Here is a 16,335-nt window from a genome sequence, read left to right as displayed (position 1 = left end):
CCGATAGCGATCCCGTGGATCGTAGAGCGTGTTTTAACGACCTGTGAAGGAAAGTCCATGAACAGAATAAAATTAGAATGGAAACGCGGTGACTGGGCGGCCTACTTCGGGCTGATGACCAATAACCTGACCAACCTGCTCACCATGATGGGGCTGCTCATCTTTGTGGTGGGTATTCCAAAAGAGATTGTGTATGGACGTATCGCACCGGCCTTCGGGCTGGCGGTGCTGACGGCCAGCATCTGCTACACCTGGTTTGGCCTGCAAATGGCGCGCCAGACCGGGCGCACCGATGTGACCGCGCTGCCGTCTGGCCCCAGCGCGCCGTCGATTTTTACCGTCACCTTTCTGGTGCTGATGCCGGTTTATCAGCAGACCGGCGATGCTAACTTCGCCATTCAGATCGGCCTGGTGTGGTGCTTTGTCGAAGCGCTGATCCTGGTAGGCGGTTCATTCCTTGGTGAAACCATCCGCAAGATGATCCCACGCACCGTGCTGCTCTCCTGCCTGTCCGGCCTGGGGCTGCTGCTGCTGGCGATGAACCCGATGCTGCAGGCGTTCGAAGCGCCGACCGTCTCGTTTATCGTGCTGCTGCTGATCTTTATCAACTGGTTCGGTAAAAAGCCGATCTTCGCGCGTATTCCTACCGGTTTGCTGTTGCTGTTGGCCGGTACTGCGCTGGCGTGGATCTCGGGCCTGCAAAGCCCGGAAGCGATTAAGGCATCGATGTCTTCCTTTGGCTTCAACCCGCCAGGGGTACACGTCGACAGTTTCCTGCAGGGCCTGCCACACGCGCTGCCGTACCTGGCTTCCGCCGTTCCTCTGGGGTTAGCGAACTACATCTTTGACCTGGAGAACATCGAGAGTGCGCACGCGGCGGGTGACAACTACAACACCCGCAAAGTGATGATGGCTAACGGCCTTTCTTCAATGCTCGGCTGCCTGATGGGTAACCCGTTCCCAGTGACCGTTTACGTTGGCCACGCCGGTTGGAAAGCGATGGGGGCCAGCATTGGCTACACGCTGGCTTCTGGCGTCACCATGTTTATCGTGCCGTTATTCGGACTGGGGGCCTTTATGCTGGCGGTGATCCCGATGACCGCGATTGTGCCGATTCTGGTGTTTATCGGCGTGGTCACCGCTAACCAAGTGGTGAGGGAAACGCCGAAAGTGGAGGTGCCGGTGATCTTCATCTGCCTGTTCCCGTGGATCGCCAACTGGGCGCTGACCATGGTCAACAGCGTGATGGGGGCGGCTGGCACCTCGGCCGCTAAACTGGGTGCCGAGCTGTTGCACAGCAAAGGCGTGTATTACCAAGGGTTGGTGCATCTGGGGAACGGTGCGCCGCTTGCCAGCATGCTGTGGGGCTGTATTGCCATTTTCGCCATCATGAATAAACCGCTGCGCGGTGCGATCGCGGCAGCAACCGGCGCGCTGCTGGCGTTATTCGGTGTGATCCACTCGCCAATGGTCGGCTTTGCGGAAGGTAACTCCTTACTGTTCGTGGTGGCTTACCTGATGATGGCGGGCATGTTTGTGGTGAAACATTTCCTCGATAGCCGTGAGGAGGCACCTGCGGTAGCCCCGGAGCCTAGCAAGACTGCGTAATTTCAGTAGTTCCCCCCCTCACCCCAGCCCTCTCCCCGTGGGAGAGGGAGCCGTCAGGGGTTGTGGTCAGGAACCCATGCTAATTTGTGGCACGTTCAGTTCCCTCTCACCCCGGCCCTCTTTACGTGGGAGAGGGAGCCGTTAGGGATTGTGGTCAGGAACCCATGCTAATTTGTGGCACGTGCAGTTCCCCCTCACCCCAGCTCTCTTCACGTGGGAGAGGGAGCCGTTAGGGGTTGTGGTCAGGAACCCATGCTAATTTGTGGCACGTTCAGTTCCCTCTCACCCCGGCCCTCTTTACGTGGGAGAGGGAGCCGTTAGGGGCTGTGACCAGGAACCCATACTAATTTGTGGCACGTTCAGTTCCCTCTCACCCCGGCCCTCTTTACGTGGGAGAGGGAGCCGTTAGGGGTTGTGGTCAGGAACCCATGCTAATTTGTGGCACGTTCAGTTCCCTCTCCCTGAGGGAGAGGGTTAGGGTGAGGGGCAAATCACCCGGCCCTACCTTGAACGGATAGGCGACATTTTTTATCGGATAAAGCAGATGAAAGAACTCATGGTGGTTGCCATCGGTGGCAACAGTATTATCAAAGATAACGCCAGCCAGTCGGTGGAGCATCAGGCCGAAGCGGTGAAAGCGGTGGCAGAATCAGTGCTGGAGATGCTGGCAACGGATTATGACATTGTGCTTACCCACGGCAACGGCCCGCAGGTGGGGCTGGATCTGCGCCGCGCGGAGATTGCTCATGAGTACGAAGGGTTGCCGCTGACCCCGCTGGCCAACTGCGTGGCGGATACTCAGGGCGGCATCGGCTATCTCATTCAGCAGGCGCTGAACAACCGGCTGGCACAACATGGTGAACAGAAAGCGGTAACGGTGGTGACGCAGGTGGAAGTGGATAAAAACGACCCTGGTTTTGCGCACCCCACCAAACCGATCGGCGCTTTCTTTAGCGCTGAACAGCGTGATGAGTTAATACAGCAACGGCCATCCTGGCGTTTTGTAGAAGATGCCGGGCGCGGCTATCGCCGGGTGGTGGCTTCGCCGGAACCCAAGCGCATTGTCGAAGCGGATGCCATCAAGGCACTGGCGAAACAGGGGTTTGTGGTGATTGGCGTGGGCGGCGGCGGTATCCCGGTGATCCGCGATCCGCAGGGCGACTATCAGAGCGTGGACGCGGTGATCGATAAAGATCTCTCGACCGCACTGCTGGCGCGGGAGATTCGCGCAGATGTTTTAGTGATCACTACCGGGGTGGAGAAGGTGTGCATTCACTTCGGCAAGCCGAACCAGCGGGCGCTCGATCGGGTGAATGTGGCGGAGATGACGCGCTACATGGAAGAAGGGCATTTTCCTCCCGGCAGCATGCTGCCAAAGATTGCGGCCAGCCTGGCATTTTTACGTGACGGTGGAAAACGCGTGGTGATCACTACGCCAGACTGCCTACCTGCCGCCTTGCGCGGTGAAACCGGTACCCATATCGTCAACCTCTGAAAGGGAAGAACAGATGAATGAGAATAAAAGCCGTCGTGAGTTTTTAAGCCGTAGCGGCAAAATGGCTGCCGCCTGTGCGCTGCTGGGGGCAACTGCCTCGGTCGGTTATGCTGCTACCAGCAAAACGGCCAAGGCAGAGGCGGGAGCGCAGATGAAAATCACTGACTCACACTATTATCTGGATAACGTGCTGCTGGAGGCGGGGTTTGAATTTGAAGGGGCGACGCCGGTCAGCACCCGTACCGAACTGAAAACCCTGGAGATCAATCAAGGCAAGATCGTTGCCATACGCGATAACCGCCAGCATCCGAACGGCACGCTACCGGCGTATGACGCTGGAGGCAAGCTGATGCTGCCAGCGATGCGCGACATGCATATCCACCTGGACAAAACCTTTTACGGCGGCCCGTGGCGCGCGCTTAACCGCCCGGCGGGCACCACCATCAAGGATATGATCGCGCTGGAGCAGAAGCTGCTGCCTGAGCTGCAACCCTTTACCCAAGAGCGGGCAGAGAAGCTGATCGACCTCATTCAGTCGTTCGGTTCCACCACTGCCCGCAGCCATTGCAACGTTGAACCTACCTCGGGGCTGAAAAACCTGGAAAACCTGCAGGCGGTGCTGGCGCGCCGTCAGTCTGGTTTCAGCTGCGAGATTGTGGCTTTTCCACAGCATGGCCTGCTGTTCTCCAAGTCTGAACCATTGATGCGTGAAGCGATGCAGGCGGGAGCACATTATGTGGGCGGGCTGGATCCTACCAACGTCGATGGAGCGATGGAAAAATCGCTGGATACCATGTTCCAGATCGCGCTGGACTACAACAAAGGCGTGGATATCCACCTGCACGAAACCAGCCCGGCTGGCATGGCGGCGGTGAATTATATGTTGAGCACCGTGGAGAAAACCCCGCAGTTAAAAGGCAAGCTGACCATCAGCCACGCCTTTGCGCTGGCAACGCTGAATGAGCAGCAGGTTGATGAGGTAGCAAACCGTATGGCGGCGCAACAGGTGACGATCGCCAGCTCGGTGCCGATCGGCACGCTGCATATGCCGCTTAGCCAGTTGCGCGACAAGGGCGTGTTCGTGATGACCGGCACCGACAGCGTGATCGACCACTGGTCGCCGTATGGCCTGGGGGACATGCTGGAAAAGGCCAATCTTTATGCCCAGCTCTATATTCGCCCGAACGAGAAAACCCTGTCGCGCGCGCTGGCGGTGGCTACCGGCGATGTGCTGCCGTTGAACGACAAAGGCGAGCGCGTATGGCCAAAAGCCCAGGACGACGCCAGCTTTGTGCTGGTGGACGCCTCCTGTTCCGCCGAGGCGGTGGCGCGGATTTCACCGCGAACCGCTACCTTCCACAAGGGGGAAATGGTGTGGGGTAACGTCGGGCGGGGCAGCAAAGCCTGATAGGCACACCTTCTCTATAAATAGGGGTTGGCGTAAGGGGCAACGTTCCCACCTTCCCAACCCCTAAATTAATCTGTGATCAAAGCCCCCTTTTTTGCCCTCGCGGTTGGACATCCCCACGCTGCTCGGTCTTTATCTACTTCCTTGTTTATTTTGATTTTTTTCCTTTGAGGAGTTTCTGATGCATAGACCCTTCCGTTATACGCTACTGACTGCTTCGCTATTATTTTCCCTCAATGCTGCTGCGCTGCCTGCGGGTGATTTGCCGCTGATGCCTTGGCCGCAGCGGGTTGAGCTGGCGCAGCCGCAAGGCAAATTGCCGCTGGATTATCGATTAACCCTCAGCATACAAGGGGACGATCTGGCAGAAGCCTTACCCCGCTGGCGCGAGCGCATTGAGCGCCAAACCGGCTGGACGCTGGCCCCACAGGGGGAGCAAAACGGGGCGGCCACCGTTGCTATCATCATTAAACAGCAGGTGGCACCACAGCCTATGCCGGATAGCGACGAAAGCTATCAACTGCAGGTGACGCCACAGGGCGCAACGCTTACCGCCAACACCCGCTTTGGTGCGTTACGCGGTATGGAAACGCTGCTGCAACTGGTGCAGACCGACGGTGAGAACACTTTTATACCGTTGGTGAACATTACCGACGTGCCGCGCTTCCCGTGGCGCGGTGTGCTGCTGGATTCGGCGCGCCACTTCCTGCCGGTTGCGGATATTCTGCGCCAGATTGACGGCATGGCGGCGGCGAAACTCAACGTCTTCCATTGGCACCTGACCGATGACCAGGGCTGGCGTTTTGCCTCTGAGCGTTACCCCAAACTGCAACAGCTGGCCAGCGACGGCCATTTCTACACCCGCGAGCAGATGCAGCAGGTGGTGGCCTATGCCACTGCGCGCGGGATCCGCGTGGTGCCGGAGATCGATCTGCCCGGCCATGCCTCCACCATTGCCGTGGCTTACCCGGAGCTGATGAGCGCACCGGGGCCGTATCAGATGGAGCGTGCCTGGGGCGTGCATAAGCCGACGCTCGATCCCGCCAACGGCGAGGTTTATCAGTTTATCGACAATATCGTTGGTGAACTGGTGGCGATCTTCCCCGATCCTTACCTGCATATCGGCGGCGATGAGGTAGACGCCAGCCAATGGCAAGAGTCGCAAAGTATTCAGGCCTTTATGCAGCAAAACCAACTGGCGGACGCCCATGCGCTGCAGGCTTTCTTCAACCAGAAGCTGGAAAAGATCCTCGAGAAGCACCAGCGCCGCATGGTGGGCTGGGACGAGATTTATCACCCGGCCTTGCCGCATAGCATCGTGATCCAATCCTGGCAGGGGCCGGATTCTTTGGCAGCCAGCGCACAAGACGGCTACCAGGGGATTCTTTCTACCGGTTTCTACCTCGATCAGCCGCAAAGCACCGCCTATCACTACCGCAATGAGATTATGCCGCAGCCGTTGGGAGTGGTAACGGAGGTGCAGGAAGGGGAAAAAGCGCAGAGCTGGCAGTTCAGCATGCCACGCTTTAAAGGCAGCGCGGTTGAAGGCTCTTTCACGCTGATTGAAGGTAAAGCGGGTTGGCGCGGATTTATTGATTTCAAAGGTAAATCACGCCGTGCGGTGCAGGGTATTGAATGGCGCACGCCGCAGCAGGTGACTTTCTGCATCGACAGCTGGATGGGGGAAACCTGCCCGGTACTGACGCTGCAGCAGGATCAACTGAGCGGCTACACGCGGGTGGGCAACGTGCGCTACCCCACCACCGGCAGCAAACTGGCGGCAATCCCGGCAGGTAAAATGCCGGTGGTACCGGATGAGCAGCATCAGGCCAATATCTTGGGCGGTGAAGCCGCCTTCTGGGCGGAAAACATTCGCGCGCCGATCCTCGATATCAAAATGTGGCCACGCACCTTTGCGGTGGCCGAGCGCCTGTGGTCGGCGAAAGAGGTTACCGATGAAGGAAAGATGTATCAGCGCCTGGCAGCGGTGGATGCCTGGTCGGTGGTGTCGGTCGGGTTACAGCAGCATGCTGCAAGCGCGCGCGAGTTCACCCGCCTGGCTAACAGCGTCGACATTACTCCCTTGCAGATCCTCGCCGAAGCGGTGGAACCGGGGCAGTATTACACTCGCAACCATCTGAAGTTTAAAGCCGGTCATTATCACCAGTTTGAACCGCTCAACCGCTTTGCCGATGCCTTACCGGCGGAAAGCGCGGCGGTGCGCGATTTGCACGCCCAGGTGGCACTGCTGCTGCAAGACAAAAACCACCCGGCGGCAGCCCAGGCGATACGTGAACGTTTGCAACATTGGCAGCGTAACGGTGCGCCAGTGCAGCAAGCGATCGCGGGCAACGTGGTGTTGAAGGATCTGGCTCCGGTGGCGCAGGACGTCAGCGCGCTTTCGGATCTGGGGCTGATGCTGTTGGAGCGCTATCAGCATGGCAAACCATTGAGCCAGGCCGAAGCCGCACAGGCGCAGCAGCAACTGGATGCCGCCGCGCAGATCCGTGATGAAGTGGTGATTGCGGCAGTGTATCCGCTGGAAGCGCTATTGCGCGCGGTGGCGGTGCAGTAGGGGGATCTTTTAGAGCAAAAACGGCCAGCCAAGGCTGGCCTTATCAGCTATCGCGGGGGATTAACGACGAACGGCGATGGCTTCGATCTCAATCTTCACGTCTTTTGGCAAACGCGCCACTTCCACGCAGGAGCGGGCCGGGAATGAGGCCTGGTGTTCGGTGAAGAAGGCTTCATAGGTGGCGTTAACGGTGGCGAAATCGTTCAGATCTTTCACAAAAACGGTGGTTTTAACGATATCGCCCACTTTCAGGCCAGCGGCTTCGACGATCGCTTTGACGTTTTCCAGTGACTGGCGGGCCTGTGCGGAGACGTCGTCAGCCACGGCACCGGTTTTCGGATCGACCGGGATCTGGCCGGAAGTGATGATCATGCTACCCAGATCAACGCCCTGTACGTAAGGCCCAATGGCGGCTGGCGCGAGTTCAGTGCTGATATTACGTGACATTTTCTCTCCTAACTCGAGGGTTTCTTTTCAGAAATTCCATTATACACCCAAAATAATTCGAGTTGCTTGTAGGCGGCCAGCAACGGAGACCCAGGAGCATAGTCCACTATGTGACTGGGGCAACGGTGCGCAGCTAACACCCAAACAACTTGAAGTATGACGGGTGTAGGGAGTGGCCGCCAGATTAACAGCGCCACTCGTGGGGAAATCAGTCGGCCTGTAACACCACCTGATGCTCGAACTCTTTTTCGCAGTAGCGGCATTTCAGGTGTACTTCACCCGCGCGGGATTTCACGCTGAAGCTGGACGCCACCGGTTCGCTGCGGCTGATGCAGTTGCTGTTCGGGCAGGTCAGCACGCCGTCGATATGATCCGGCAGGCTGAGGTTCAGCTTCAGCACCACTTCGTAATTGTCGATGCGGTTAACCGTGGCTTTGGGTGCATACATCGCCAACTGGTTGGCCTGTTGCTCGGTCAGGAAAGTATTCTCGATCTTGATCAGATCTTTGCGGCCCAGCTCGCGTGAAGGCAGGTTCAGCCCGATGGTGATGCGCTGATCGGTGTCGGTCAGTTTGAACAGCGACAGCAGCTTAAAGCCGACGCGCGCCGGAATATGGTCGATCACCGTGCCGCATTTGATCGCTTCAACCTGGAGTTTATTATCGTGAGTCATGACGGTTCCCCTTAAATTAAAGAGCCAAATCGGCGTTTAATACCAGTGCCAACAGCGCCTGCCGGGCGAAAATGCCGTTGCCCGCCTGCTGGAAATAGTGCGCGTAGGGCGTTTTATCTACTTCGGTGGTGATCTCATCGATCCGTGGCAGCGGGTGCAGCACTTTCATGTTGCCGCGTGCGCCCGCCAGATCGCTCGCCCGCAGTATAAACTGTGCTTTCACGTTGGCGTATTCAGAAGGATCGAGGCGCTCTTTCTGCACGCGGGTCATGTACAGAATATCCAGCTCCGGCACCACTTCCTCAATGCTGTTGTGGTGGCTGTAGGTAATGCCTTTTTCTTCCAGCATCTTCAGCAGGTAACCCGGCATCGCCAACGCCTCCGGGGCGATGAAGAAGAAGTGATTACCCTCGTATTTAGCCAGCGCCTGGGTGAGCGAATGGACGGTGCGGCCATATTTCAGGTCGCCCACCATGGCGATGTTGATGTTGTTCAGGCGGCCTTGGGTCTCTTGAATGGTGAACAGGTCCAACAGGGTTTGAGTCGGATGCTGGTTAGAGCCGTCACCGGCATTCAGCACCGGGATACCGCCAGCGAACTCCGCCGCCAGGCGCGCCGCCCCTTCCTGCGGATGGCGCATTACAATCGCATCCACATAGGTGCTGATCACCGAGACGGTATCGGCCAGCGTTTCGCCTTTTTTGCCAAGGGAGGTGTTGCTGCCGTCGGAAAAGCCCACCACCGACGCCCCCAGGCGCTGCATGGCGCTTTCAAACGACAGGCGGGTGCGCGTTGATGCCTCAAAAAAGCAGCTGGCGATCACCTTGTGTTTCAGCAGTTCCGGCTGCGGGGTGGCTTTCAGGCTGGCGGCAGTGCGCAGCACCAGTTCCAGATCCTCGCGGCTGAGATCGTTAATAGAGATGATGTTTTTGCGATACAGCGGGTTGGCCATGTTCACTCTCCTCAAGTCGAGTCGTTCTTAAGGCAAAAAAAAGCCCCTCAATGAGGGGCTTAAATAATGAGATCATGCAATAGGAGAAACAACGGCTGCAGGCTGCCGATGGGCAGTGGGTTCTGTCGATGATCGCGAACAAAACAAGCGGCGTTTTTCATGCTTTCTCCTGGCAAATTGTCGCGCATTATACTCGCGCTTTTCGTCACTGCAAGCGCTAAAACATCACTTTTTGCCATTTCGCAACCGATTGGCTGTTGAGAGAGGGCTTAGCCAATATGGATGTTGGCTATTTTTTAGGCTGAGAAAGATGCGTATGATAAATGTGCTTGCCCGCCTGCAAATCCCCCCGGCTGAAATGGCGCACAATATGGCCGTTTTCCATCAGCGCGGCACGTTCAGACATATGGGCGATCACTTCACCGTCGTGGCTCACCAGCAGATAGGTCATGCCATGTTCGCGCTTCAGGTGATTAAGCAGGTTAAGGATCTCTGCCTGCACCGACATATCCAGTGCCGAAGTCGGTTCATCCAGCAATAACAGCTTAGGCCGCAGCAGCAAAGCGCGGGCGATCGCCACCCGCTGGCGTTGACCACCGGAAAGCTGGTGCGGATAACGTTCGGCCATCGCTGCGTTCAAACCGACCTGTTGCAAGGCCTGGTTGATACGCGCCGGAATGTGTTTTTCGCCGTGGATCTTCAGCGGTTCCCCCAGCGTGCGGCCAATCTTGTGCTGTGGGTGCAGCGAGGCGTAAGGATCCTGAAACACCATCTGTACCTCGCGGCGCAGCTGGCCGGTAAAACGCTGTAGTGGCTGCAGCGTCTGGCCGAGCAGCCGCACTTCGCCGCACCATTCGCGTTGTAGGCCCGCCAGCACGCGCAGCACGGTGGATTTACCACAGCCGGAGGCGCCAATCAGGCTGAAGGTTTCCCCGGCCTCGACGGCAAAACTCACCGATTCGACGGCGATTTTATGGCCGATGCCCTGCGGGAAGCTGACCTGTAGGTTTTCAATTTCAATCAGCGCCATGTTCGCTCCGGGTAAAATCGATGCTGCGATCCAGCACCGGCAGTTCCTGGCCATAGGTGGCCGCACTGGGGCGGCAGGCCCACAGCGTGCGGGTATAAGGATGGGTGGCTGACGGCAGATCGGCGGCGAGGCCCTGATCCACCAGCTTACCCTGATACATCACCAGCACCCGGTCGCAGCGGGTGGCAACCAGCGGCAGATCGTGGCTGATCAACAGCAGGCCCATATTGCGCCGTGTGGTTTGTTCGACGATCAGATCGAGGATCTGGTTACGCAACCGGGCATCCAGCGCCGAGGTCGGTTCGTCGGCAATCAGCAGTTGCGGATCGTTAACCAGCGCTATCGCCAGCATGGCGCGCTGGCCCATGCCGCCGGAAAGCTGGCCGGGATAGCTGTGGTAGATATTCTCCGGCAAGCCGACGGCCGCCAGAGCATTCAGCACTCGCTCATGGCGATCGGCGCGGGTCAGAGAATGATGCAGCGTCAGGGACTCTTCGATCTGCTTGCCGATGCAGCGCACCGGGTTCAGCGCGTAGCGCGGATCCTGCAATACCATGGCGATTTTAGCGCCGCGCACCTCGTTCCACTGGCGTGGTTTCAGCGTCAGCAGGTCGGTTTGGCGGTAGCACAGGGTATCGGCGCTGACGATGCCCGGGTTACGCACCAGCCCCATCAGCGCGCGGGCGGTCATCGATTTGCCGGAACCCGATTCCCCGACCAGGGCCACCTTTTCCCGGCCAATCGTCAACGACAGGTTATCCACCACCGGGTGGCCGTTAAAGTTGATGCTGAGATTGCGTGCTACCAAGAGTGGCTCAGTCATGATGCGGATCCAGTAAGTCGCGCAGGCCATCGCCCAGCAGGTTAAACGCCAGGCTGCTGATCAGGATCGCACAGCCGGGGATCGCGGCGATCCACCATTGATCGAAGATCACCTGCATGCCGTCGGCCACCATTGAGCCCCATTCGGCCATCGGTGGCCGCGCGCCCAGGCCGAGAAAGCCCAGCCCGGCGGCGGCGAGAATGATGCCCGCCAGATCGAGCGCCAGCCGCACCACCGCCGAAGGCAGGCACATGGGCAGAATATGGCCCCACAGCAGGCGCGGCCCCTGAATGCCCATCATTTCGGCGGCGGCCAGATAGTCGCTTTTGCGTAGCAACTGGATTTCAGCCCGCGCCTGACGGGCATAGGCTGGCCAGGTGGTGAGCGCCAGCGCCAACGCGCCGTTAACCAGCCCCGGCCCGAGCATCGCCACAAAGGCAAAGGCCAGAATCAGCCGTGGCATCGACATCACCACGTCGGTAAAGCGCATCAGCACGCGTTCCAGCCAGCCGCCGTAATAGCCGGAAAGCACGCCGATCAGCAGGCCGAGCGGCAGGGTAATCACCGTCACCAACAGCACCAGCCCAAGTGTGGGACGCATGCCGTAGATCAGACGCGAAAGCACGTCGCGGCCATAGCCGTCGGTGCCGAGCCAGTGGCCTGCGCCCGGTGGCAGCAGGCGGTTGGCGGCGTTCTGCCAGTTGGGATCAACCGGTGCCAGCCAGGGAGCGAACAGGGCGATCAGCACCAGCGTCAGCAGGATCAGCGAGCCACAGGTGGCGGCCGGGGAACGTTTGAGCATGGCGATCGTCATCTTGGCCGCGTCCTTGGGTCGATCGCGCGGACCAGCAGATCGGTGAGGGTGTTGATCAGCACAAAGCACAGGCCGATCAGCAGGGTGCCGCCCATAATCGCGGTGGTATCACCGGCAAACAGCGCGGTAGTGAGGTAACGGCCAATGCCGGGCCAGGAGAACACCGTTTCGGTCAGCACCGCGCCTTCCAGCATGCTGGTGTAAGACAGAGCGATCACCGTCAGCAGCGTGCCGCCGATATTCGGCAGTACGTGGCACAGCATTATGCGCATCTCGCTGGCACCCTTGGCGCGCGCCAGCGTGACATATTCTTTATTCAGCTCACTCAGGCAGGCCGAGCGCGTCAGGCGGGTGATGCTGGCCAGCGAGTAATAGGCCAGCAGGCAAACCGGCAGCACCAGGTGCGCCAGCGCATTGCGCACCGCGCCAAGGTCGCTGGAAAGCCAGGTATCGATCAGCGCGAAGCCGGTTTTGCTCTCTACGCTGTATTGGTAGATATCGTCCAGCCGCCCCGGCCCAGCGCTCCACTGCAGTTTGGCGTAAAACAGCAGCAGCATCAGCAGCCCCAGCCAGAAGATTGGCACCGAGTTGCCGAGCAGGGTGATGAAACGCACGATGATATCCAGCCTGCTACCGGCAAAGCGGGCGCAGAGCACGCCAAACAGCACGCCGAGCGTTGCGCCAATGATCAACGATAGCGTGGCCAGTTCCAAGGTGGCGGGGAAGGCGTGCAGCAGATCCTGCAACACCGGCTGACCGGTGGCGCTGGCGGTGCCGAGATCGCCGTGCGCCAGCCGCTCCAGATAGTGCCAGAACTGCACCGGCAGAGAGCGATCCAGCCCGAGCTGATGCTTGACCTGTTCATAGGTGGCGGCGCTGGCGTGATCGCCGACGATCTGCAATACCCGATCCACCGGCGACAGCGCCGAGAGCAGAAAGGTGATCAACAGCAGGCCGAACAGGGTCAGCGCCAGCGTAAGCAGGCTCTGGGCCACCCCTAAAATATGACGCCGGGAAGGGCTCCCCAGCGTGGGTTTTATTGCTACCGACATGACAATCCTGATTATTTGCTGACGCGATCGTAGTAAACCATATCCGCATTCAGGCCCTGTTGATAGCCTTTCACGTTATCGCGCAGCACCACCTGCGTTTTGGCCTGATCGATAAACACATAAGGTGAGCTGCGCTGCAGCTCCTGCTGCATGGCGGTGTACAGTGCGCTGCGCTTGGCCGGATCGGCTTCAGCCACCGCCGCCAGCGTTTTCTTATTCAGATCGGGGATCTGCCAGCCGTTCAGGCCAGCCACCGTGCTGCTCTTGCCGTCGTTATAGGCAAAGGCGCTGGCGTTGGAGTGCGCGTCGAAGTAATCGGGGATCCACAGGCGGATCGCCGCCTGGTGCTGTTTGGCACGCACGCGCGCATACACCTGGCTACCCGCCGCAGGTAGCAGCTCGAGCTTCACGCCGCCCTGGGCAAAGCTGGCCTGCAACGACTGGGCAATGGTGATAAACGGCGGTTTGTTTTCCACGTCTAACGTCAGGCTGGCGTTAGCGATCCCGGCTTTTTCCAGGATCGCCTTGGCCTTGGCCGGATCGAAACTGAACGGGTTATCTTCCAGCGCACCCGGCAAGCCCACCGGCAGGAAGCTTTGATGCACGAAGTATTGACCTTTCAGCAGATCTTTCGTGATGCCCTGATAATCCACCAGATAGCGCGCGGCCTCCCAGAATGCCGGGTTATTCAGCAGCGGATTGGCCTGGTTGCCGCTATTGAACACCAGATAGTTCTGCTCGGCGGAAGGGATTTCCAGCACCTTCACGCCCTGCTGGGTTTTCAGCGCGGCGGTCTGGTCCGGGCCCAGTTCACGCGCCACGTCGGCATCGCCTTGCTGGATCAGCAGACGGCGCGCGCTGGGGTCTGGCACGTTTTTGATGATGATGTTGCTGAGCAGCGGCTTATCGCCTGGTGAAGTTGGGTTGGCGTCGAGCACGATCGCCTGATGCGGCTGATAAACGCGCATCTTGAACGGGCCGCTGCCGGCGGAGTGCATTTTCAGCCAGGCGTTGCCGAAGTCGTCGCCTTTCACGTTTGGTTGCACCGCTTTGCTATCGACGATCGAGGCGATCGGCGTTGAAAGAATATTCAGCGCCACCGCCGGGCTGACGTCCGCCGTCCAGCTCAGTTGTATAGTATGATCGTCGATTTTCTTCAATTGTGTAGCGATATTGTCCGGCTGCCAGCCGAGCACGTTGAGGATAAACGCCGGTGACTTATTCATTTTCACCGCGCGCTGATAAGAGAAGATCACATCGTCGGCGGTTAACGGGTTGCCAGAAGAGAATACCGCCTGCGGGCGCAGCTTGATCGTCAGAGTTTTGGCGGCGGCGTCATCCTGCCAGCTTTCTGCCAGCACCGGGATTACCTTGGCCGGGTTGTCACGATCGGCCTGCACCAGCCGCTGATACAGGCTGGGTACGGTCTGAATGCTGGAAAGCTCGTTGGCTTCAGCCGGATCGAGGCTGACAATATCATCCAGCGATTGGACGACCACCAGCGTATTGGGCGGCGTGGCGGCGAAAGCGCTGCCTGAGAGCGCGGCGAGAATGAACAGCGGTAACACTTTGGCTTTCATAGACGTTTCCCTTGAGTGTGCTGGTAAACCAGAACGGAGAAGAGGTTGTTATCGTTGATTTTTTACGGTATTTCCACCGCCAAAGTGCCACGGTAGAACGTTCGTAAAAAGCAGGCAAAGGCTAATCTGTTATTTGATATGACGAAAAAGACTATATGACGCGGGGAAAGGGTTTGCCAGCAAAAGCCCCTTATTTTTGAAGGGGCTTTGGGGGGCTTGAGTCATTATGGGCTTATAGCGTAATCACAATGCTTTACTCAGCGTGGCCACCATCACCGCCTTGATGGTGTGCAGGCGATTTTCTGCCTGATCGAACACCACGCTGTGGGCAGATTCGAATACCTCGTTGGTGACTTCCATCCCACCGTGCAGGCCGTACTGTTCGGCCATCTGCTTGCCCAGGGTGGTTTGATCGTCGTGGAACGCGGGCAGGCAGTGCAGGAATTTCACCTGTGGGTTACCGGTGAGTTTAACCATCGCCATATTGACCTGGTAAGGCAACAGCTGAGCAATACGTTCCTGCCACACCTCTTTCGGTTCGCCCATCGAGACCCAGACGTCGGTATACAGGAAGTCAGCACCTTTCACCCCTTCGGCGATATCTTCCGTCAGCGTGATTTTGCCGCCGGTCTGCTGCGCCAGCGCCTGGCATTCTGCCACCAGTTCCGCCTGCGGCCAGCAGGCTTTAGGTGCCACCAGGCGCAGATCCATGCCCACCAGCGCAGCGGCTTCCAGCAGGGTATTGCCCATATTGTTATGCGCGTCACCGATGTAGGCGAATTTCACTTCGCTCAGCGGTTTGTTGGGCAAGTGTTCACGCACGGTGAGCAGATCTGCCAGCAACTGGGTGGGGTGAAACTCGTTGGTTAAGCCATTCCACACCGGGACACCGGCGTGGTTTGCCAGCGTTTCCACCAGGTGCTGGCCAAAGCCGCGATACTGAATACCGTCGTACAGGCGGCCCAGCACGCGAGCGGTGTCTTTCATCGACTCTTTATGGCCGATCTGGCTGCCGCTTGGGCCAAGATAGGTGACCTGCGCCCCCTGATCGAATGCGGCAACTTCGAAAGAGCATCGGGTGCGGGTTGAGTCTTTTTCGAAGATGAGCGCGATGTTTTTGCCTTGCAGGTAGCGGGTTTCCTGGCCTTGCTTTTTAGCCTGTTTTAAATCGGCGGCCAGTTGCAGCAGAGATTGGATCTCGGCGGGGGTAAAATCCATTAACCTCAGAAAGTGACGATTGTAAAAGGGGTTCATCTGGTTCATCTCCATATATCCCTAACGTTTTAATTGAATTAAAATTCACTTTATATGTATGAATATTCAATTTCAACCCCAGGAAAGAAATCTTTCACGTTTATCATGGCAGCAGTGACACTGGTGTGTGAAAATAGAGGTATTGAAAGCCATTTTATTGAGGATAGAGGCATGGCAAACCGCGAATTGCTGGAAGAACAACGTGAAGAAACCCGCCTGATCATCGAAGAACTGCTGGAAGACGGCAGCGATCCGGATGCGCTCTACACTATTGAGCACCATTTCTCTGCCGAAAAGTTTGAAGTGCTGGAGCAGGCCGCAGTCGAAGCCTTTAAGCTCGGCTACGAAGTGACCGATGCCGAAGAGCTGGAAGTGGAAGATGGCTCACTGGTGATGTGCTGTGATGTGATCAGCGAAGTCGCGTTGAATGCCGAGCTGATCGACAGCCAGGTGGAGCAACTGGTGGCGCTGGCAGAAAAATGCGGCGTCAACTACGACGGCTGGGGCACCTACTATGAAGATCCGAACGGTGAAGATGACGACGAAGACGGCGAATTTATCGATGAAGATGACGACGGTAAGCGCCACTAATTAACCTCTGGGCCGGGTTCCCGGCCCTTTGCT

At 58.1% G+C, this 16,335-nt stretch carries 14 protein-coding genes; 5 read left to right on the top strand and 9 right to left on the bottom strand.

Going from position 1 to position 16,335, the window contains the following annotated elements; genetic code table 11:
- Positions 1-57 precede the first annotated feature (57 nt).
- From BMI79_RS15110 to BMI79_RS15095, 4 genes are all read left to right on the top strand, one after another.
- Positions 58-1,608, top strand: coding sequence for a xanthine permease (locus BMI79_RS15110; RefSeq protein WP_076942966.1), 1,551 nt, complete (start codon positions 58-60; stop codon positions 1,606-1,608).
- 544 nt (positions 1,609-2,152) lie between these two features.
- Positions 2,153-3,103, top strand: coding sequence for a carbamate kinase family protein (locus BMI79_RS15105; protein WP_076942965.1), 951 nt, complete (start codon positions 2,153-2,155; stop codon positions 3,101-3,103).
- A gap of 13 nt (positions 3,104-3,116) precedes the next feature.
- Positions 3,117-4,511: an amidohydrolase family protein gene (locus tag BMI79_RS15100; RefSeq protein WP_076942964.1), complete on the top strand. Its 1,395-nt coding sequence runs from the start codon at positions 3,117-3,119 to the stop codon at positions 4,509-4,511.
- 181 nt (positions 4,512-4,692) lie between these two features.
- Positions 4,693-7,086: a beta-N-acetylhexosaminidase gene (locus tag BMI79_RS15095; protein WP_076942963.1), complete on the top strand. Its 2,394-nt coding sequence runs from the start codon at positions 4,693-4,695 to the stop codon at positions 7,084-7,086.
- 60 nt (positions 7,087-7,146) lie between these two features.
- Here the strand turns inward: BMI79_RS15095 and ridA are convergent, their stop codons facing one another.
- From ridA to argF, 9 genes are all read right to left on the bottom strand, one after another.
- Positions 7,147-7,533 carry a 2-iminobutanoate/2-iminopropanoate deaminase gene (ridA, locus tag BMI79_RS15090; RefSeq protein WP_076942962.1) on the bottom strand — a complete coding sequence of 129 codons (387 nt, stop codon included), beginning with the start codon at positions 7,531-7,533 and terminating at the stop codon, positions 7,147-7,149.
- 208 nt (positions 7,534-7,741) lie between these two features.
- Positions 7,742-8,206 carry an aspartate carbamoyltransferase regulatory subunit gene (pyrI, locus tag BMI79_RS15085; protein ID WP_076942961.1) on the bottom strand — a complete coding sequence of 155 codons (465 nt, stop codon included), beginning with the start codon at positions 8,204-8,206 and terminating at the stop codon, positions 7,742-7,744.
- 16 nt (positions 8,207-8,222) lie between these two features.
- Positions 8,223-9,158, bottom strand: coding sequence for an aspartate carbamoyltransferase (pyrB, locus tag BMI79_RS15080; protein WP_076942960.1), 936 nt, complete (start codon positions 9,156-9,158; stop codon positions 8,223-8,225).
- Between the two features lie 289 nt (positions 9,159-9,447).
- The gene (locus tag BMI79_RS15075; RefSeq protein ID WP_076943106.1) at positions 9,448-10,188 is read right to left on the bottom strand and encodes an ABC transporter ATP-binding protein; all 741 of its coding nucleotides are present in this window, start codon (positions 10,186-10,188) and stop codon (positions 9,448-9,450) included.
- Positions 10,175-11,011 carry an ABC transporter ATP-binding protein gene (locus BMI79_RS15070; RefSeq protein WP_076942959.1) on the bottom strand — a complete coding sequence of 279 codons (837 nt, stop codon included), beginning with the start codon at positions 11,009-11,011 and terminating at the stop codon, positions 10,175-10,177. The genes BMI79_RS15075 and BMI79_RS15070 overlap by 14 nt, the downstream gene beginning before the upstream one ends.
- Entirely contained in the window at positions 11,004-11,813 is an 810-nt protein-coding gene (locus BMI79_RS15065) for an ABC transporter permease (protein ID WP_425272358.1), read from the bottom strand. The genes BMI79_RS15070 and BMI79_RS15065 overlap by 8 nt, the downstream gene beginning before the upstream one ends.
- Positions 11,814-11,821: 8 nt before the next feature.
- A complete protein-coding gene (locus BMI79_RS15060; protein ID WP_076942957.1) occupies positions 11,822-12,877 on the bottom strand; it encodes an ABC transporter permease in 1,056 nt (351 codons plus the stop codon).
- A gap of 11 nt (positions 12,878-12,888) precedes the next feature.
- Positions 12,889-14,457 carry an ABC transporter substrate-binding protein gene (locus BMI79_RS15055; protein WP_076942956.1) on the bottom strand — a complete coding sequence of 523 codons (1,569 nt, stop codon included), beginning with the start codon at positions 14,455-14,457 and terminating at the stop codon, positions 12,889-12,891.
- Between the two features lie 243 nt (positions 14,458-14,700).
- The gene (gene argF / locus BMI79_RS15050) at positions 14,701-15,720 is read right to left on the bottom strand and encodes an ornithine carbamoyltransferase (protein ID WP_076942955.1); all 1,020 of its coding nucleotides are present in this window, start codon (positions 15,718-15,720) and stop codon (positions 14,701-14,703) included.
- 162 nt (positions 15,721-15,882) lie between these two features.
- On the opposite strand from argF, the gene rraB reads away from it, so the two are divergent.
- Positions 15,883-16,302 (top strand): ribonuclease E inhibitor RraB, encoded by a 420-nt coding sequence (rraB, locus tag BMI79_RS15045; protein WP_076942954.1) that lies wholly within the window; start codon positions 15,883-15,885, stop codon positions 16,300-16,302.
- Positions 16,303-16,335: the final 33 nt, after the last annotated feature.

It is taken from the genome of Serratia oryzae (assembly GCF_001976145.1).
GTDB classification, from domain to species: domain Bacteria; phylum Pseudomonadota; class Gammaproteobacteria; order Enterobacterales; family Enterobacteriaceae; genus Chania; species Chania oryzae.
The sequence above is the reverse complement of the archived record's forward strand: the minus strand, read 5'-3'. Positions and strand labels throughout refer to the sequence as shown.